Raw genomic sequence first — 17873 nt, forward strand, 5'->3', positions numbered from 1 at the left:
GGCCGGATTCTCCCGGCCGGCGCGTTGTCGGACATGACAGATCCCGTCTTCTTCACCGCCGCCACCGGCCTCACCCTGGCCGAGATCGCGGCCGCCGCCGGCCTCGGCCTCCCCGAGGGAGCGGATCCGGATCGCCGGTTCAGCGGCGCGGCCTCCCTGGAGAGTGCCGGTCCAGACCACCTCGCCTACATGGACAATGCCCGCTACGGCGACGCCCTCGCGGCGACGCGTGCGGGCGTGTGCCTCATCTCGCCCCGCTTCGCGGCGCGCTGCCCCGCCGGAACCGTCGCCCTCGTCAGCCGCGATCCCTACCGCGCCTACGCGGCCCTGCTCGGCCGCCTGCACCCGGACGCGTTGCGTCCCGGTTCCCAGTTCGCGGTCCGCGGCGTCGCCTCCGGCGCCCACGTCCATCCCGAGGCCCGGCTCGAGGACGGGGTCACGGTCGATCCCGGCGCGGTGATCGGGCCGGGAGCCGAGATCGGCGCCGGCACGGTGATCGGGCCGAACGCCGTCATCGGGCCGGGGGTCCGGATCGGGCGCGACTGCGCGATCGGCGCGGGCACGACCCTCAGCCACGCCCTCCTCGGCAACCGGGTGATCCTGCATCCGGGGGCCCGGCTCGGACAGGACGGGTTCGGCTTCGCCATGGGCGCCACCCACCTCAAGGTGCCGCAAGTCGGGCGGGTCATCGTGCAGGACGACGTCGAGATCGGTGCCAACACCACGGTCGACCGGGGCGCCTCGCGCGACACGGTGATCGGGGAGGGCACCAAGATCGACAACCTCGTGCAGATCGCCCACAACGTCGTGATCGGGCGCCACTGCGTCATCGTGTCGGGGGTCGGCATCTCGGGCTCGACCACGCTGGAGGATTACGTCGTCCTCGGCGGGCAGGTCGGCGTCGTCGGCCACCTGCGCATCGGTCGCGGCGCGCAGATCGCCGGCTCGTCCAACGTCAACCGCGACGTGCCGCCGGGCAGCCGCTGGGGCGGGACGCCCGCCAAGCCGGTGCGGGCTTGGTTCCGCGAGCTGACGACGCTCGCGCGGCTCGCGGAACGTTCGGGCAAGGAGCCCGCCGGAGACGACGCCTGACCGGGAAGGCCTTGCGCTTCCGGCGATTTCTTCCGAATAGGGCGGTCGGCGCCCCGGTGGCGGCCGGATTGCGGGCCGCCGATGGCGGCAAGTCGAGGTGCGGATTTCGATGAGTGAGGCGGCGCGCGAGACCGGCAGCGAGCTGGGCATAGCCGATATCCAGACGCTGCTGGAGCTGCTGCCGCACCGCTACCCGTTCCTGATGGTCGACCGCATCGTCGAGATCGACCGGGACGAATCCTGCGTCGGCATCAAGAACGTCACGGCCAACGAGCCGCAGTTCATGGGCCACTTCCCCGACATGCCGGTCTTCCCGGGCGTGCTCCTGATCGAGGGTATGGCGCAGACGGCGGGGGCGATCTGCTGCCGCCACATCCGGGCGGACGGGCGGAACACCAAGCAGGTGTTCTTCATGACCATCGACAAGTGCAAGTTCCGCAAGCCCGTCACCCCCGGCGACCAAGTGCGCTTCCATATGACGAAGCTGAACCAGCGCCGGACCATGTGGTGGTTCCGCGGCGAGGCCCGGGTCGACGGCACGCTGGTCGCGGAGGCCGAGATCAGTGCCATGCTGGTGACGGAGTGACCGCCCCCGTCATCCACCCGAGCGCGGTGATCGAGACCGGCGCCCGCATCAGCGACGGGGCGCGGATCGGCCCCTTCTGCCATGTCGGGCCCGAGGTCGTGCTCGGCGCGGACTGCGAACTCATCAGCCACGTGGTCCTGGCGGGCCGCACCGCGATCGGCCCCCGCACCCGGATCTTCCCCTTCGCGTCCATCGGCCACCAGCCGCAGGACCTGAAATACCGGGGCGAGGCCTCGACCCTGACGATCGGCGCCGACTGCCTGATCCGCGAGGGCGTCACCATGAACCCGGGCACCAGCGGCGGCGGCCTGGAGACCGTGGTCGGCGACCACTGCACCTTCCTGGCCAACTCGCATGTCGGCCACGATTGCCGGGTCGGCGCCCACGTGATCTTCTCCAACAACGTCATGCTGGCGGGCCATTGCAGCGTCGGCGACTACGCGATCCTGGGCGGCGGCGCCGCCGTGATCCAGTTCGCGCGGGTCGGCGCGCACGCCTTCGTGGGCGGCCTGTCGGGCCTGGAGAACGACTGCATCCCCTACGGCATGGTGCTCGGCAACCGGGCCTACCTGTCGGGGCTCAACATCATCGGGCTGCAGCGCCGCGGCTTCGCCCGCGAGGACATCCACGCGCTGCGGCGCGCCTACCGCCTGCTCTTCGCCCCCGAGGGCACGCTGATGGAGCGGGTGGAGGACGTGGCCGCGACCTTCGAGTCCCACGCGGCGGTCGCCGAGATCCTCGACTTCATCCGCCTCGGCGGCAAGCGCTCGATCTGCACGCCGCGCGAGGTCCCGACCCCGATCAGCGCCGCCTGAGCGGCCGGGCCGTGACCGAGGCCGATCCCGCCCCCGAGGGGGCCCTGGTCCTGATCGCGGGGGCGGGGCGCCTGCCGGAGCTCGTCGCCGAGTCGCTCCGCCGGGCGCGCCGGCCCTTCCGGGTGATCGCGCTGCGCGGCTTCACCGGCCCGGCCCTGCGCGCCGGCGCCGACGCCACGGTCGACCTCCTCGATCTCGCGGCCACCCTGAAGCTGCTGCGGCTCTGGGGGCCGGCGACCGTGGTGCCGGCGGGCGGCGTCTCCCGCCCGAGCCCGGCCGCGATCCTCAACGCGGGCGCCGCCCTGCGCAACCGCGAGGCCCTGCTGGCGATCGCCGGCGGCGGGGACGACCGCCTGCTGCGGGCGGCGGTCACGCTGGTCGAGGAGGCGGGCCACCGGGTCGTCGGCGTCCACGAGGCCGCGCCGGACCTGCTCTGCCCGGACGGCCCGCTCGGGCGCCGGGCCCCGGACGCGGAGGCGGCCGCCTCGATCCGCACCGGGCGCGGCGTCCTCGACGCCCTCTCGCCCTACGATCTGGGGCAGGCGGTCGTCCTGGCCGGCGACCGGATCCTCGCCGTGGAGGGGCCGGAGGGCACGGACCGCATGCTGGCCCGGGCCCGGGCCCTGGGGCGGCGCCCCTTCGGGTTCGGCCGGGCGATGCCCGCGACCGTGCTGGTGAAGGCCCCGAAGGTCGGCCAGGACCGCCGCATCGATCTCCCGGCCGTCGGCGCCCGCACCGTGCGCAACGCGGCCCGGGCGGGCTGCGCCGGGCTCGCCCTGGAGGCCGGCGGGACCCTGGTCATCGACCGGGCGGCGACGGCCGCGGAGGCCGACCGCCTCGGCCTGTTCGTGGTCGGGTACGGGGGCGCGCCGTGACCGGCCGGCCCCGCACGATCTGGCTCGTGGCCGGCGAGGATTCCGGCGACCAGCTCGGCGCCAAGCTGATGCGCGCCCTGCGCGAGGCCGCGCCCGACACCGTCTTCGGCGGCGTCGGCGGCGAGGCCATGGCGGAGGCGGGGTTCGCGTCCCTGTTCCCCCTCGATGACGTGGCGGTGATGGGCTACCTGCCGGTCCTCGCCCGCGCGCGGACCCTGCTCCGCCGCATCCGCGAGACCGTCGAGGCGACGATCCGCGCGCGGCCCGACGTGCTGGTGATCATCGACAGCCCGGGCTTCACCCACGCGGTGGCGCGGCGCGTGCGCAGGGCGGCCCCCGGCATCCCGATCATCGACTACGTGTCCCCGAGCGTGTGGGCGTGGCGGCCGTGGCGGGCGAAGGGCATGCGGCCGTTCATCGACCACGTGCTGGCCCTGCTCCCCTTCGAGCCCGACGCGCATCTGCGGCTCGGCGGTCCCCCCTGCACCTATGTCGGGCATCCGCTGATCGAGCGCCTCCCGGAACTGCGGCCCGGCGCGGCCGAGCGGGGGCGGCGCGAGGCCGTTCCCTACAGCCTCGTGGTCCTGCCGGGCTCCCGCCGGTCCGAGATCGAGCGGCTGATGCCGGTCTTCGGTGCGGCGCTGGCCCGCGTCGCCGAGGGCCTGGCGGTCGAGGCGGTGCTGCCCGCCGTGACCCGGCACAGGGCCCTGATCGAGCGGCTGTCGGCCGGGTGGCCGGTGCCGGTCCGCATCGTCACCGGCGAGGCGCCGAAATACGCGGCCTTCCGGGAGGCCCGGGCGGCGCTCGCCGCCTCCGGCACGGTCACGCTGGAGCTGGCGCTCGCGGGCGTCCCGATGGTCGTCGCCTACAAGGTCTCGCGGGCGGAGGAGTTCATCGCCCGCCGGCTGATCCAGGTCCCGAGCATCGTGCTGCCGAACCTGATCCTCGCCGAGAACGCGATGCCGGAATTCGTCCAGGCCGACTGCACCCCGGAGCGCCTCGCCGGCGCCCTGCGGCCGCTCCTGGCCGGCGGTGCCGAGCGCGACGTCCAGCTCGCCGCCCTCGGCCGCATCGACGGGCGGATGCGGCTCGCCGCGGCGGACACGCCGAGCCGGGCCGCGGCGCGGATCGTCCTGCGCGCGGCCGAGGGGCAGGGAGCGGATCCGGCGGCGTGACGGCGCCGCTCAGCCGGCGCGGCGGCCGCAGCGGATATAGGTCGAGGTCCCGCGGCTGCTCGACCAGGTCAGGTGCTCGCCATCCACCTGCAGGCGGACCTGCGACGACCAGTGGCGGCCGCGATCGCTGCACTCGGCGGCCGTGACCCAGGCGCCGCCGCTTCGCCGCACGTCGTGGAACAGGCACAGCGTGCGGCCCGCGCGGGCGCGGTCCTGCGTGATCGTGGCCGGGATGTAGCCGCGGCGGCGCGAGCGCGCTCCGCAGGCCTCGGGCGTCGGGCCCCAGACACCGACATACTCGGCGGCGGGCACGGCGGCGGCCGGAGCGGCGCCCGGGGCGGGGCGGGCATTCGCCGTGGTCGCGGGCGGCGCCGCGGCACTCTGCGGGGCCGCCGGCGCCGGCGAGGCCGCCATGGCGGTCTGGCCGGGCGGCTCGGCCGGGGCGGTGAGCGGGTCGGGCTCGTCGAGCATCACGACGCGGCGCGCGGGGCGCGGCGCGGCGGACCTCGCCGCGGACGGGCTCGCTTCCGGCGGGGACGGGCGGAACGGCAGGTCCTCGGTGAGGTAGGCGGCGCTGTAGGCGAAGAGGCCCACCCAGCCGAGGACGAGGAGGGTCGGCAAGGCGAAGCGACGCCAGGAGCCGGAACGCGCCCCGTCGCCCGGATCCGCCAGAACGACCGCCCCCATGGTCTGCCCCCCTCTCGTCCGCTCAGCGGCCGAAGATGCCCTTCAGGAACTGCGCCGTGCGGTTGCGCTTGCGCTTGCGCTCCAGCTCCGACGCGTCCCTGAGCCACGCCACCTGGACCACGCGCCGCTCGCCCTCGAAGGGCTCGTGGCCGTGCCAGGAATTGTCCGCCCGCAGGAACGCGAACATCGTGCCCATGGTCGGCGGGACCTCCACCGCGAAGGGCTCGTAGTTGCGGCCGTCGTAGAGCACCCGCAGGCGGCCGGCCGCCGGGGCGTCCCAGGCGTCGTTCATGTAGACGAGCAGGGTGAGCACCTTCGACGGGCCGTCGGTGTGGATCGAGCCGTATTTCAGGTGGCTGCGGCGCATGATGGTCGTCAGGCGCGGGCAGGAGACGAGGTCGATGCCGAACTTCTCGCCGAGGATCTTCGAGAAGGCGTCGCTCTCCAGCTCGTCGATCAGCGCCTTGAACCGGCCCTTCAGGGTGATCTCGTCGACCGTGAGGTAGCCGGGCTTGGCGATGTCCGGGAAGTCGCGCCGGATGTCGTCGATCGCGTCGGGATTCAGGACGTTGCTGCCGAGCGTGTAGGCGTAGGGCTCGCGGGAGACGGGCGCGGCGCGCACGGCGGAGATGTCGAGGATCGAGAGAGCGGACATCGCTGGGTCCCTTGGCTCCGGCGCCGGTCGGCCGGCACGCGGGGCGCCGGAGACGCGTGCCGGGGGGCCGGTCCAGCCGTCGTGCCGGGGCCGCCCGCGCAGGCGTCCACGACCACAAATCTACTGCTGCTTCCGGCGATCCCGGAATCTCCTAATCCGCCGATTGCGGCGGTCCGACGGCGAAAGCGGCCCGGTGGCGCATTCCGGTGACAGTCTCGGGCGGCCCGCTTGTGCAGGATGGCGCCAGACCCGCGGGCTTTCTTCCCGGGTGTGTACCGGAACCCGTAACCGATGAGGCCGTTGGCCCTCGCTCTGCTGTTCGCCCACCTCGCCGCCGTCGCGGCCGGGGTCGAGGCCCGTGCGCAGTCGCGGCCGCCGCGCGGCTCGATGACGGCCCGCATGACCTGCTCCGAGGCGATGGCCCTGGTGAAGAACGAGGGCGACGTGATCATCGCCGCCGGGGCGGCGCCGGAGCGGTTCGTCAGCAATCCCGGTCAGTGCAGCGGCGCGGAGATCGCCGAGCTGCGCTTCGCCCCGACGCGCGACAACCCGCAATGCCCGATCGGCTACCATTGCCGCGAGCCCGGCTTCGAGGAGTGGAACTGGTAGCCGCGGCGCCCGCGAAAATCGCCGCACCGCCGGAACGTGACCAAAGTTTCACGCGACAGCGCGGGCCGAGTGCCACTATCTGGCCATCTGCCGGGGCCAAGGCCGCCGGCGGCGCCCCGGGCGGGCGCGCACGGATGGGGGATCGACGGTGGCAGCACTCAGGACCGGACTGGGCATCCAGGCCGTGCTCACGGCCCTGGCCGCGCTGATCCTGCTGGCGTTTCCCGGAATCCCGAGCCCGCCGCTATACGTCTCCCTCGCCGGCTTCGCCATGGCGGGCATCCTGATCGCCGCGAACGGCATCTCGGCCTACCTGAAGGTCTTCGTCTCGGTCTACGGCGTCGGCTACCTGCTGCTCGCCGGATCGAAGACGATCGCCGCCATGGGGCTGCTGCCGCCGGTGATCGCCGCGCTGCTCCCGCCGGCCTTCGCCGCCACCGGCGCGGTGGTCTTCGCCGCCATCGTGCTCGGCATCTCGCATCTCGAGCCGATCCGCGCGATCACCAACATCGCCGACCCGTACTTCGCCAATCGCGACAAGCCGACCAAGGAGATCGGCCTGTTCCGCTGGTTCGGCACCACCGAGGGCCGGATCGGCCGCAACCTCGTGGCGCTGTCGATCTTCGTGAACTTCGCCGACGTGGCGCTGACGCTGCGGTTCAATTTCTTCTACCGCGACATCTACAACTCGCTCCAGGAATACGACGCGAACGCGTTCTGGTACCAGCTGCTCTGGGTGTTCGTGCCGCTGGCCACGCTGAACATCGCCATCGGCATGTTCGACCTGTTCGTCGATTCCTCGCTGCTCATCCGCTGGCGCACGTGGCTGACCCACAGCCTGTACGAGCGCTGGCTCGGCAACGGCACGCATTACCGGATCCCGTTCACCGACGAGGAGGCGGACAACCCGGACCAGCGCATCCAGGCCGACGTCAACAGCTTCATCGTGCAGACCACGACGCTGTCGATCCGGCTCCTCAGCCAGGCCGCGCAGCTCGTCTCGTTCATCGTGATCCTCTGGACCCTGTCGCGCGACTTCGTCGTGCCGTTCACCGACACGGTGATCCCGGGCTTCCTGGTCTGGCTGGTGATCGCCTACGCGGTGGTCGGCACGTGGCTCACCCACCTGATCGGCCGGCCGCTCATCGGCCTGGACTTCCGGCAGGAGCAGGTCGAGGCGAATTTCCGCTTCGCGCTGGCCCGGAACCGCATCTACTCCGAGCAGATCGCCCTGCTGCGCGGCGAGCGGGCGGAGGCCTCGCGGCTCTCGAGCCTGTTCCACAGCGTGATCGACAACTACGTCGGGATCATCTTCCGCCGCATCAAGCTGATCGCCTTCACGTTCAGCTACCGGCAGGCGAGCGTCATCTTCCCGATGGTGCTGGCGGCCCCGTCCTTCTTCGCCAAGAAGATCACGCTGGGCGCGCTCCAGCAGACGTCCCAGGCCTTCAGCCAGGTGCAGAGCTCGCTGTCGTTCTTCGTGGATTCGTACACGACGCTCGCGGCCTACAAGGCCAACACCATCCGTCTCGGCTCCTTCCGCCGGGCGATGACCAAGGCCGAGGCGCTGGAATCGGCGGGCTACGGTCTCGTCCAGGGCAACGAGACCACCGGCGACGTCACCGCGCGCGGCCTCGTCCTCGCCCTGCCGAACGGGAAGCCGATCGTCACCGCCGACGCGCTGACCCTGTCGCGCGGCGGCGCGACCCTGGTCACGGGCCCCTCCGGCTCCGGCAAGTCGACCCTGTTCCGGGCGATCGCGGGGATCTGGCCGTTCGGCAAGGGCCGGGTCGACGTGCCCGCCGGGCAGTCGGCCCTGCTGCTGCCGCAGCGGCCCTACATTCCGCAGGGGACCCTGCGCGGCGCCGTTGTCTACCCGAACACCACCGACCAGTTCTCGGACGCGGCGATCCGGGACGCTCTGACGGCCGCCCAGCTCCCCCACCTCGTCGACCATCTCGACGAGAGCGACACCTGGGAGCGGCGCCTGTCGGGCGGCGAGCAGCAGCGGCTGGCCATCGCCCGCGCGCTGCTGGCCAAGCCCGAATGGCTGTTCCTCGACGAGGCGACGGCCTCCCTCGACGAGCCCTCCGAGGCCGCCCTCTACCGGATGCTGCGCGAGCAGCTCCCCGGCACGACGATCGTGTCGATCGGTCACCGCTCGACGCTGGACGCCTTCCACGACCGGCGCATCGCGCTCGAGCCGGAGAGCGGTGTCTTCGTCCCGCGGGTGCAGAGGCAGCCGCTGCCGGCGGAGTGAGGGGCTGCAACAGCTCCCACCGCTCTGCGGGGCGGGGCCGCGCCCTCTCCGTCATCACGAGCGCAGCGAAGTGACCCAGGGCAGCGCGACATCCTGGAGATGTGGCGCGACCCTGGATTGCTTCGCTCCGCTCGCAAGGACGTCGGTCGTGAGGCTTACGCCTTGCGCAACCCCGCGGCGGCCCGGGCCGCCCGCTCGATCGCCGCCGGATCCGGCGTGCCGGGCTTCACCACCCAGCTGCCGCCGACGCAGAGCACGGACGGGATCGACAGCCAGTCCGGGGCGCTCAGCTCGGTGATCCCGCCCGTCGGGCAGAACCGCACCGCGCCGAACACCGCCGCGTGCGCCTTCAGCGCCTTGATCCCGCCCGCGGCCTCCGCCGGGAAGAACTTGAACCGGTCGAGCCCGTGGTCGAGGCCGCGCATGATGTCGGCCGCCGTCGCGACGCCGGGCAGGTAGGGCACGCCGTTGGCCTTGGCGGCGTCGGTCAGCGGCTCGGTGAGGCCCGGCGAGACGATGAACTCGGCCCCCGCCGCCAGGGCCTTCTCGAGATCGCGCGGGTTGAGCACCGTCCCGGCGCCCACCACCGCGCCCTCGACCGGGGTCATCTCCCGGATGACGTCGAGGGCGGCCGGGGTCCGCAGGGTGACCTCCAGGGCGGTCAGGCCGCCCTTCACCAGGGCCTCGGCGATGGGCCGCGCCTGCGCCGCGTCGTCGATCACCAGGACCGGAATGACGGGCACGGAGCGCATCAGCGCGTCGATGCTGGTCAGATCGTTCATGGTCGGCAACTCCCTCTCGGTTTCAGAGGCCGGCGGCGGCGAGCATCGCGGAGGCGCCCCGCTCCGCCGTGTCGGCCCCGTGACGCATGAACGCGAACAGCTCCCGCCCGGTGCCCTGCGCGGGCTCCGGCGCCTCGGCCTCGGGGCGGGTGGCGAATTCCGCCTCGTCGACCAGCACCTCCAGCAGGCCGTCGGCCGCGCTGAGGCGGACGACGTCGCCGTCGCGGATCCGCCCGATCGGGCCGCCGCCGAGCGCCTCGGGGCTCAGGTGGATGGCGGCCGGCACCTTGCCGGACGCGCCCGACATCCGGCCGTCCGTCACCAGGGCGACCTTGTGGCCGCGGTCCTGCAGCACGCCGAGCGGCGGCGTGAGCTTGTGGAGCTCCGGCATGCCGTTGGCCCTCGGGCCCTGGAACCGGACCACGACCACGACGTCGCGCTCCAGCTCACCGGCCTTGAACGCCTTCAGCACCTCGTCCTGATCGGAGAAGACCCGGGCCGGGGCCTCGATGGTGCGGCGGTGCTCCTCCACCGCGCTGGTCTTGAACGTCGCCCGGCCGAGATTGCCCTTCACGAGCCGCATGCCGCCGTCGGGCTGGAACGGGTTGCCGGGCCGGCGCAGCATCGTGTCGTCCAGGCTCTCCGGCACGGCGTCCTCGAAGACCAGCTCCTCGCCGTCGAGCTTCGGGTCGCGGGCGTGGTCGCGCAGCGTCTGGCCCGACACGGTCAGGATGTCGTCGTGCAGGAGGCCCGCGTCGAGCAGGGCCGCCATCACGAAGCTCATGCCGCCCGCGGCGTGGAAGTGGTTCACGTCGCCGGCGCCGTTCGGGTAGACCCGGGCGATCAGCGGCACGGCGCTGGACAGGCGGTCGATATCCTCCCAGTCGATGACGATGCCGGCCGCGCGCGCGATGGCCGGCAGGTGGATCGCGTGGTTGGTGGATCCGCCCGTTGCGAGCAGGCCGACCGCGGCGTTGACGATCGCCTTCTCGTCGACGCAGAGGCCCAGCGGCCGGTAATCGTTGCCGGCGCCGCCGATCTCGGTGAGCCGGTGGATCGCCGCCCGGGTCACGGCCTGGCGCAGCTTGGTGCCGGGGTTGATGAAGGACGCGCCCGGCATGTGCAGGCCCATCATGTCCATCATCATCTGGTTGGAGTTGGCCGTGCCGTAGAACGTGCAGGTCCCGGCCGCGTGGTAGGAGGCGGACTCGGATTCGAGCAGCTCCGCCCGGCCGACCTTGCCCTCGGCGTAGAGCTGGCGGATCCGCTGCTTCTCCTTGTTGGCGAGACCCGACGGCATGGGCCCGGCCGGGATCAGGATCGTCGGCAGGTGGCCGAAGCGGAGCGCCCCGATCAGCAGGCCCGGCACGATCTTGTCGCAGATGCCGAGCAGCGCCGCGCCGTCGAACATGCCGTGGCTCAGCGCGACCGCGGTGGAGAGCGCGATCGTGTCCCGGGAGAACAGCGACAGCTCCATGCCGCTCTGCCCCTGCGTGACGCCGTCGCACATGGCCGGCGTGCCGCCCGCGACCTGCGCGGTGGCGCCGCGCTCCCGGGCGAACAGCTTGATCTGCTCCGGGTAGCGCCCGTACGGCTGATGGGCCGAGAGCATGTCGTTGTAGGCGGTGACGATGCCGATGTTCATCACCGTCCGCTCGTCGCGGATCGCCGCCTTGTCCTCGCCGGAGGCCGCGAAGCCGTGGGCGAGGTTGCCGCAGGCGAGCTTACCGCGCCGGACCCCCGCCTCGCGCTCGCGGGCGATCAGGTCGAGATAGGCGCGCCGGGTCTCGCGGGAGCGCGCCACGACGCGCTCGGTGACCGCCGCGACCTCGGGATGAAGCTCGGTCATGCTCGTTCCTCCAGGCTCGGTGCCGACGGGCGCGCGGCCGAGGCCGCGAGTCGGGATCGGCCGCGCGCCCGCGTCGGTGGCCGGTATCTAAGGGGTGCGCCGCGGGATGTAACCCGGGGCGGGCGCCGGCGCTGACATGAGGTCTGCCCGCCGGCTCAGGAAACCCCCAAGTCCGAGGCCGCGGTCGCTGTCGCGTTCGACCGATGCCGCCCGCATCGTCATCACGAGCGGAGCGAAGTGACACAGGGCAGCGCGACCCTGGAGTGCTTCGCCGCGCCCGCAAAGACGGTGACCGCCCGCCTTTGCCCGGACGCCCGACGTCGCCACGCCTCGAAGCGCTCGTTCGAGGCATGCTGCAGGACGGGGGCGAACCTCGGAGACCCGGCGCGCTCCCGGACTCAGTACTCCCAGAAGATGCGCTGCAGCTCCTTGGTGTCGCTGGTCTTGGTGAGCGCCACGGCGGCGAGGATCTTGGCCTTGGCGGGATTGAGGTCGTGGGCGACCACCCAGTCGTACTTGTCGTCGGGCTGCTCGGCGTTGCGCAGGACGAAGCCGTCCGGCACCCGCGACGAGCGGATCACGATGGCGCCCTTGGAGCGGATCTCCTTCAGCTTGTCGACGAGGTAGCCGGGGACCGAGCCGTTGCCGGTGCCGGCGTTGACGATCGCCTTGGCGCCGGCCTGGAGCTCGGCGTCGTAGACGCCCGGGATCATGTTGCCCGAGCCGTAGACGATGCCGACCAGCGGCAGGCTGTCGATCTGGTCGATGTCGAACTCGGAGCTCATGTTGTGCCGCTTCGTGAGCGAGCGGAAGAAGTAGGTCTTGCCCTCGACCACCATGCCGAGCGGTCCCCACTGGCTGTAGAAGGCGCTGGGCACGATGTTGGTCCGCTTGTTCACGTCGCGGCCGCACTGGATGTAGTCGTTCATCGTCACGGTGACGCCCTGGCCGATCGCCTCCTTGCTGGCGGCGACCGTGACGGCGTCGAGCAGGTTGAGGGCGCCGTCGGCCGAGATCGCCGTGCCCGGCCGCATCGAGCCGACCACCACGATCGGCTTGTCGCTTTTCACCACGAGGTCGAGGAAGAACGCGGTCTCCTCCAGCGTGTCGGTCCCGTGCGTGACGACGATCCCGTCGACGTCGTCCTGCTTCAGGAGCTGGGACACGCGCTTGCCGAGCTGGACCAGCTGGGCGTCGGTGAAGCTCTCGGAGGCGATCTGGAAGACCTGCTCGCCGCGGACGTTGGCGATGGTGTTCACCTGCGGCACGGCGGCGATCAGCTTGTCGACCGGCACCTTGGCGGCCGTGTAGGTGGCGCTGTTCGCGGCGTCGGCGCCGGCGCCCGCGATCGTCCCGCCGGTGGCGAGGATCACGACGTTCGGCTTCTTCGCCGCGGCGGCCGTGCCGGCCTCGGGCATCTCGCGGGCGACGAGGGGCGCCGCCCCGAATCCGCTGGCCAGGGCCAGGGCGAAGACCGCTCCGCGCAGGGGAAGAGCCGCGCCGCTTCGGCAGGAGAACATCGGAGATCCTCGATGGTTGACGGGAGAGCGAGTCGGACTCGACGCGGGGATGGTAGCCGCGCCCCGGCTCGAGGCAAGGATCATGCAGGGCGCCGACGCGCAGGGCGCGACGGATCGTTACGCAAGCTCGGGCGTTGATGGGGGTTGCTGTCCGCTCGGAGATAGATCCCATGCTGCATCTCGCCGGCCTGCTCGAGGAACTCGAGCGGAGCGAGCCCGCGCGGGCCGCGATGTCGATCCTCGAGACCTCTCTCGCGCGCCGCTCGACGGAAGAGCAGGGCGCGTTCTGGCGCGCCGTCGACATCTACTACGTCTCGCGGAAGGCCCCGCCGGAGGCGACCGTGCCGGGCCAACTCGGACCGGGCAAATCCGTGGCGAGCCAGGCCGCGCCGGAGCTGGCCGCCGCGTCCTGAGCCCGGCCTCCGGATCCGATCGCGGCGCTCAGGCGCTCGCCGGCACGGCCGGCGGCATGCCGGCGCCGCTCTCGGGCTCGCTGCCCGCGCGCACCGCGTCGCGGGTCTCGGGCATCAGCGCGAAGTAGAGGACGAAGCCGAGCGCCGCGATGGCCGCCAGCGCCAGGAAGGCGGTGGAGTAACCCGCCGACACGATGATCACGCCGGCCAGCGTCGCGCTCAGGGAGGCGCCGATGCCCTGGGCCGTCGCCACGGCGCCCTGGGCCGCGTTGAACCGGCCGCCGCCGCGGGTCAGGTCGGCGACGACGATCGGGAACAGCGCGCCGTAGACGCCGGCCCCGATGCCGTCGAGGAGCTGGACGCCCACCAGCCAGAACGGGTTGTCCGACAGCGTGTAGAGGACGCCGCGCAGCGCCAGGATGCCGAAAGCGGTGAGGAAGATCGGCTTGCGGCCGATCACGTCGGCCTTCGCGCCCACGAAGATCGCCACCGGCACCATCACGCACTGCGCCGCCACGATGCAGACCGCGATCAGCGAGGTCGCGTGGTCCTTGCCCGAGATGTGCGTCAGGAGCTGGCCCACCGAGGTCAGCATCGCCGCGTTGGCGAGGTGGAAGATCGCGCAGAGCACCGCGAAGATCAGCAGCGCCCGGTTCTGCAGCAGGGTGGCGAGGCCGGAGGGCTTCTCCTGCGCCTGCTCCTCCGCCTCGGTCATGCCGCGGGCGAGGTCGTTGTCGATGGCGTCGGCCGGCACCATCAGCATGGCGCCGATCGACAGCGCCGCCAGGATGCCCATCAGCCAGAACACGACCACCGGCCCGAAGAAGTAGGCGAGCCCGCCCGCCAGGGCGGCGGAGACCGCGTTGCCCGCGTGGTTGAAGCCCTCGTTCCGGCCGATCCGCTTGGCGAACATCTTCGGCCCGACGAGGCCGAGCGTGATCGCGGCCAGCGCCGGCGGGAAGATCGTCCCGGCGACGTGGGCGATCGATTGGGTGGCGGTGACGAGGTAGAAGTTCGTGATGAACGGCAGGACGAGGCAGCTGGCCGTCACCGCGATGGCGCCGCCGATCACCACCGCGCGCTTGTGGTTGGTGGCGTCGATCAGCGCGCCGGCGGGCGTCTGCGCCACGAGGCCGAGGATGCCCGCGATGGTCATCACGAGGCCGGTCGTAGCCTCGTTCCAGCCCTGGTCGGGGCCGCGCACGGCGATCAGGTAGATGGCGAGGTAGGGGCCGAGGCCGTCGCGCACGTCGGCGAGGAAGAAGTTGAGCGCGTCGAGGCCGCGCAGGGCCTTGGCCGAGGGTGCCCGGCCGCCGGCGCCGCGGGCGCCCGTCTCGATGCTGTTCATCCTGCCGCGATCCCCCGACCGACGGACGGCGCTGCCCCGATCCGGGCCGCGCCGTCGCACGCGGGGCTCGACGCCCGCGCGCGCCATCGGTTCCCGCGCGGCGCGGGCCTCACGCGGGATGTGAACGGTTCTCCGGCCCGCACGGGCCTCAGGCCGTGTCGGTGCCCGCCGAAGCGTCGGGATTCCCGACAGTGTCTGTCGTCTCTTCCGACAGGTCGGTGCCCGGCGCGCCGAGGCCGTAGCGCTCGATCTTGGCGTAGAGGAGCTGCCGCTGGATGCCGAGCCGGCGGGCGGCCCGGGCACGGTTGCCGTCGGCCTCGCGGAGCGCGGCCGCGATCATGGTGCGCTCCAGGCGGGCCACGGCCCCGGGCAGGTCGCCGGCGAGCCAGTCGGCCGCGCCGTCCTCGCCGCGGCGGTCGGGTCGCGCGGTCGGCAGATCGATGGCCTCGGCCGCGATCACGCCGCCGCGCACCAGCATGGCGGCGCGCTCCACGACGTTGCGCAGCTCGCGGACATTGCCGGGCCACTCGTAGGCGAGCAGGCGCGAGGCAGCCCCGCCGCTCAGGCGCTTGCCCGAAGGGACCAGGAAGTGCTCGGCGAGCGGCACGATGTCGGCCAGGCGCTCGCGCAGGGGCGGCAGGGTGATCGGAACGACGTTCAGACGGTAGTACAGGTCGGCGCGGAACCCGCCCGCGGCGACGAGCGCCGGCAGGTCGCGATGCGTCGCCGCCACGAGGCGGACATCGACCCGGGCAGGGCGGCCCCCCAGCGGGGTCACGACGCCGTCCTGGATCACCCGCAGGATCTTCGCCTGCATCGCCGCCGGCATGTCGCCGATCTCGTCCAGGAACAGGGTGCCGCCCTGGGCCTCGTGGAAGGCGCCCGCGCGGTCGGCGGTCGCGGCCGCGAAGGCGCCCCGCACGTGGCCGAACAGCTCGCTCTCCAGAGCCTCGGCCGGGATCGCCGCGCAGTTCACCGGAACGAACGGCCGCGCGCGCCGCCGCGAGAAGGCGTGCAGGGCCCGGGCGACCTCCTCCTTGCCGGTGCCGGTCTCGCCCTGGACCAGGATCGTGGACGCGTTGTCGGCGACGAGACCGATGGTCTTCTGGACCTTCCGCATGCCCGCGCTCGACCCGATCAGGACCGGATGGTCCGGCGGCGGCGCGGCGCCGACGGGATCGGAGCGGGCGTCGCGCAGCATCGCGTCGAGGACGGCGGCGAGGTCGGCCCGGCCGATCGGCTTGGTCAGGTGGTCGTGCGCCCCGAGGCGCATCGCCTCGATCGTGTTGGCCGGGCTCGCGAAGGCCGTCAGGACCGTGACGGGCGGCGGTTCCGGCAGGGCCCGGATCCGCTCCAGCGTGGCCATGCCGTCGAGGTCTCCGGGCATGCGCAGGTCGAGGAGCACCGCCGCCACCGGACCCTCGCCCAGCCGCGCCAGCGCCTCCGAGCCGGAGGCGACCGGGAGCGCGGTGTGCCCGAGATCGGTCACCGTCTCGGCGAGCCCGTCGCGCAGGGCTCTGTCGTCGTCGACGATCAGGATGGTTGCCATGGCAGATCCAGGACAAAGGTGGTCTCCGGCGCGCCCTCGACCAGCCTCGCCTCGCCCCGATGCGCCAGGGCGATCTCGCGCACGATCGCGAGCCCCAGGCCGGTCCCGTCGGGCCGGCCGGTGACGAAGGGCTCGAACAGGCTGGCGCGGATCGCCGGGTCGACCCCGGCGCCGGTGTCGGCGACGCTGAGGCGCAGCCGCAGCGCGCCGTCGACCGTCACCCGCTCGGCGCCGAGGCGGACCCGCCCGCCCGGCGGCGCGTGCTGCAGGGCGTTCAGCAGCAGGTTGTCGACGGCGCGGGCGACCTGTGCCCGGTCGAGATGCGGGTGGTCCGCGGCGGGCAGCCTGTCGGCCTCGACCGCGATCCGGACCGCGCGCGCGCGCGCCAGGTCCTCGTGCAGGCCCGCACACTCGGCCAGGAGTGGTGCCACGGGTGTGGGCATCCGGTTGAGCGGCCGCGCCTGCGTCAGGTTGAGGAGGTCGCGCAGCAGCGTGTCGACCCGGGCGATCTGGCCGAGAACGGTCTCGAGGGCGACGGCGGCGCGGTGCGGATCGCCGCTGACCAGGGCGTTCTCGGCCTTCAGCCGCATCGCCGCGATGGGATTGCGGATCTCGTGGGCGATGCTCGCCGCCAGACGGCCTACGGCGGCGAGGCGCTCGGTCGCCACGATCCGGGCCTGGGCCTCCCGCAGCCGCCCGCTGGCGGCGTTGAGGGCGTCGACCAGCCGGTCGAGCTCGCGCTCGCCGGTGCGGTCGAGATGGGGCAGGTCCTGGCCGTCCGGACGCGGCGCGGCGAGCGCGGCCTCGAGCCGGGCGATCCGCCCCGAGAACCCGTACAGGAACCAGCTCAGGAACGCGGCCGATCCGAGCACCGTCGCGGCGAGGAAGCCCAGGCCCGCGAGGAAGCGCGTGTAGGTGGGGCCGTCGTTCACGTGCGCGCGCGTCATCGACCACGCGGTCAGGCCGGCCTCCGGCCCGTGCAGCGGGCAGGCCTGGAGCATGAGAACCTGGGTCCGGCTCGGCCGCCGCTCCGAGGCCGCGTGGTCGACCCGCAGGGCCTGCGCGTTCAGCGCCGCGATGGCGTCGCGCTCGGCCGCCGGAAAGTCGGTCTTCGGCCCGGATCCCTCGTAGGTCGGATAGGCGTAAGCCACCGACCCGCGCGCGGTGCTCCAGATCCCGCCCTCGATCCCCGGGAAGCGCGTCAGCGCGGCCGACACGGTGCCGACGAGATCGGCCTCCGCGATCCTCGGGCCGCGGGCTCGGACCAGAGCGGCGTACCGGTCGATGATCTCGCGGCAGGCCCGCCCGACCGCGAGATCGGCCTGCGCCACCTGGACGCCCGTCGACTGGTCGTAGACGCCGAGCATCAGGTAGGCGGTGGCGGCCGCGGAGGCGACCAGCAGGACCCAGAGCGCGAGCAGCCGGGCGCGCAGGCTGTAGGCCGTCACGGCGGTGTCCGACCCGGCATGGCGGTGGCTCCTGCGGCGGCGTCGCGCGCCCGGACCCCGTTCCTAAGCCATTGTCCGGTCCCCGACCACGCGAAGACTGCGCGGGTCCCACGGTGACGGGCCGACGCGCGCTTACGGCCCCGGGCCGGGCCCGGGACCGCCGGGAGCGGGGCGCCGCGTCCGGCACCCCGCTCGGACGTACGATCGATC

General features: G+C 72.9%; 16 protein-coding genes. 8 read left to right on the top strand and 8 right to left on the bottom strand.

Annotated features, from left to right (window positions below; translation table 11 throughout):
- The first annotated feature begins 33 nt into the window (after positions 1 to 33).
- The 5 genes from lpxD (at position 34) to lpxB (ending at position 4543) form a co-directional block, all read left to right on the top strand.
- Positions 34 to 1092 (top strand): UDP-3-O-(3-hydroxymyristoyl)glucosamine N-acyltransferase, encoded by a 1059-nt coding sequence (lpxD, locus tag C4T42_RS13485; protein ID WP_020092986.1) that lies wholly within the window; start codon positions 34 to 36, stop codon positions 1090 to 1092.
- A 109-nt stretch (positions 1093 to 1201) separates the two neighbouring features.
- On the top strand, positions 1202 to 1678 hold the full coding sequence (gene fabZ, locus C4T42_RS13490) for a 3-hydroxyacyl-ACP dehydratase FabZ (RefSeq protein WP_020092987.1): 477 nt from the start codon (positions 1202 to 1204) through the stop codon (positions 1676 to 1678).
- Positions 1675 to 2493 carry an acyl-ACP--UDP-N-acetylglucosamine O-acyltransferase gene (gene lpxA, locus C4T42_RS13495; RefSeq protein WP_020092988.1) on the top strand — a complete coding sequence of 273 codons (819 nt, stop codon included), beginning with the start codon at positions 1675 to 1677 and terminating at the stop codon, positions 2491 to 2493. Before fabZ ends, lpxA begins: the two co-directional genes overlap by 4 nt.
- Before the next feature lie 11 nt (positions 2494 to 2504).
- Complete coding sequence (lpxI, locus tag C4T42_RS13500) at positions 2505 to 3368, top strand: UDP-2,3-diacylglucosamine diphosphatase LpxI (RefSeq protein WP_020092989.1); 864 nt, start codon at positions 2505 to 2507, stop codon at positions 3366 to 3368.
- Complete coding sequence (gene lpxB, locus C4T42_RS13505) at positions 3365 to 4543, top strand: lipid-A-disaccharide synthase (protein WP_026604900.1); 1179 nt, start codon at positions 3365 to 3367, stop codon at positions 4541 to 4543. Before lpxI ends, lpxB begins: the two co-directional genes overlap by 4 nt.
- 9 nt (positions 4544 to 4552) lie before the next feature.
- On the opposite strand, the gene C4T42_RS13510 is transcribed toward lpxB, so the two are convergent.
- Both C4T42_RS13510 and C4T42_RS13515 read right to left on the bottom strand, forming a co-directional pair.
- The gene (locus C4T42_RS13510) at positions 4553 to 5230 is read right to left on the bottom strand and encodes a hypothetical protein (protein WP_026604901.1); all 678 of its coding nucleotides are present in this window, start codon (positions 5228 to 5230) and stop codon (positions 4553 to 4555) included.
- A gap of 22 nt (positions 5231 to 5252) precedes the next feature.
- Positions 5253 to 5885 (bottom strand): 2OG-Fe(II) oxygenase, encoded by a 633-nt coding sequence (locus C4T42_RS13515; RefSeq protein WP_103985214.1) that lies wholly within the window; start codon positions 5883 to 5885, stop codon positions 5253 to 5255.
- A gap of 291 nt (positions 5886 to 6176) precedes the next feature.
- Between C4T42_RS13515 and C4T42_RS13520 the strand changes: the two genes are divergently transcribed.
- Complete coding sequence (locus tag C4T42_RS13520; protein ID WP_026604902.1) at positions 6177 to 6494, top strand: hypothetical protein; 318 nt, start codon at positions 6177 to 6179, stop codon at positions 6492 to 6494.
- 148 nt (positions 6495 to 6642) lie between these two features.
- A complete protein-coding gene (locus tag C4T42_RS13525) occupies positions 6643 to 8754 on the top strand; it encodes an ABC transporter ATP-binding protein/permease (protein ID WP_103985215.1) in 2112 nt (703 codons plus the stop codon).
- 155 nt (positions 8755 to 8909) lie between these two features.
- Here the strand turns inward: C4T42_RS13525 and eda are convergent, their stop codons facing one another.
- The 3 genes from eda to C4T42_RS13540 all read right to left on the bottom strand — a co-directional run bounded on the left by eda (position 8910) and on the right by C4T42_RS13540 (position 12905).
- The gene (gene eda / locus C4T42_RS13530) at positions 8910 to 9536 is read right to left on the bottom strand and encodes a bifunctional 4-hydroxy-2-oxoglutarate aldolase/2-dehydro-3-deoxy-phosphogluconate aldolase (RefSeq protein ID WP_181049165.1); all 627 of its coding nucleotides are present in this window, start codon (positions 9534 to 9536) and stop codon (positions 8910 to 8912) included.
- Between the two features lie 22 nt (positions 9537 to 9558).
- On the bottom strand, positions 9559 to 11385 hold the full coding sequence (gene edd / locus C4T42_RS13535) for a phosphogluconate dehydratase (protein ID WP_103985216.1): 1827 nt from the start codon (positions 11383 to 11385) through the stop codon (positions 9559 to 9561).
- A gap of 398 nt (positions 11386 to 11783) precedes the next feature.
- A complete protein-coding gene (locus C4T42_RS13540; RefSeq protein WP_056533064.1) occupies positions 11784 to 12905 on the bottom strand; it encodes an asparaginase in 1122 nt (373 codons plus the stop codon).
- Positions 12906 to 13075: 170 nt separating this feature from the next.
- Here C4T42_RS13540 and C4T42_RS13545 point away from each other — a divergent pair, with 170 nt between their 5' ends.
- On the top strand, positions 13076 to 13318 hold the full coding sequence (locus C4T42_RS13545) for a hypothetical protein (protein ID WP_042674329.1): 243 nt from the start codon (positions 13076 to 13078) through the stop codon (positions 13316 to 13318).
- A 28-nt stretch (positions 13319 to 13346) separates the two neighbouring features.
- On the opposite strand, the gene C4T42_RS13550 is transcribed toward C4T42_RS13545, so the two are convergent.
- The 3 genes from C4T42_RS13550 to C4T42_RS13560 all read right to left on the bottom strand — a co-directional run bounded on the left by C4T42_RS13550 (position 13347) and on the right by C4T42_RS13560 (position 17663).
- A complete protein-coding gene (locus C4T42_RS13550) occupies positions 13347 to 14666 on the bottom strand; it encodes an MFS transporter (protein WP_042674330.1) in 1320 nt (439 codons plus the stop codon).
- A 148-nt stretch (positions 14667 to 14814) separates the two neighbouring features.
- Positions 14815 to 16215: a sigma-54 dependent transcriptional regulator gene (locus C4T42_RS13555; protein WP_103985217.1), complete on the bottom strand. Its 1401-nt coding sequence runs from the start codon at positions 16213 to 16215 to the stop codon at positions 14815 to 14817.
- Entirely contained in the window at positions 16200 to 17663 is a 1464-nt protein-coding gene (locus C4T42_RS13560) for a HAMP domain-containing sensor histidine kinase (RefSeq protein ID WP_103985218.1), read from the bottom strand. The genes C4T42_RS13555 and C4T42_RS13560 overlap by 16 nt, the downstream gene beginning before the upstream one ends.
- Positions 17664 to 17873 lie beyond the last annotated feature (210 nt).

The organism is Methylobacterium sp. 190mf, from assembly GCF_900107945.1.
Lineage (GTDB): Bacteria > Pseudomonadota > Alphaproteobacteria > Rhizobiales > Beijerinckiaceae > Methylobacterium.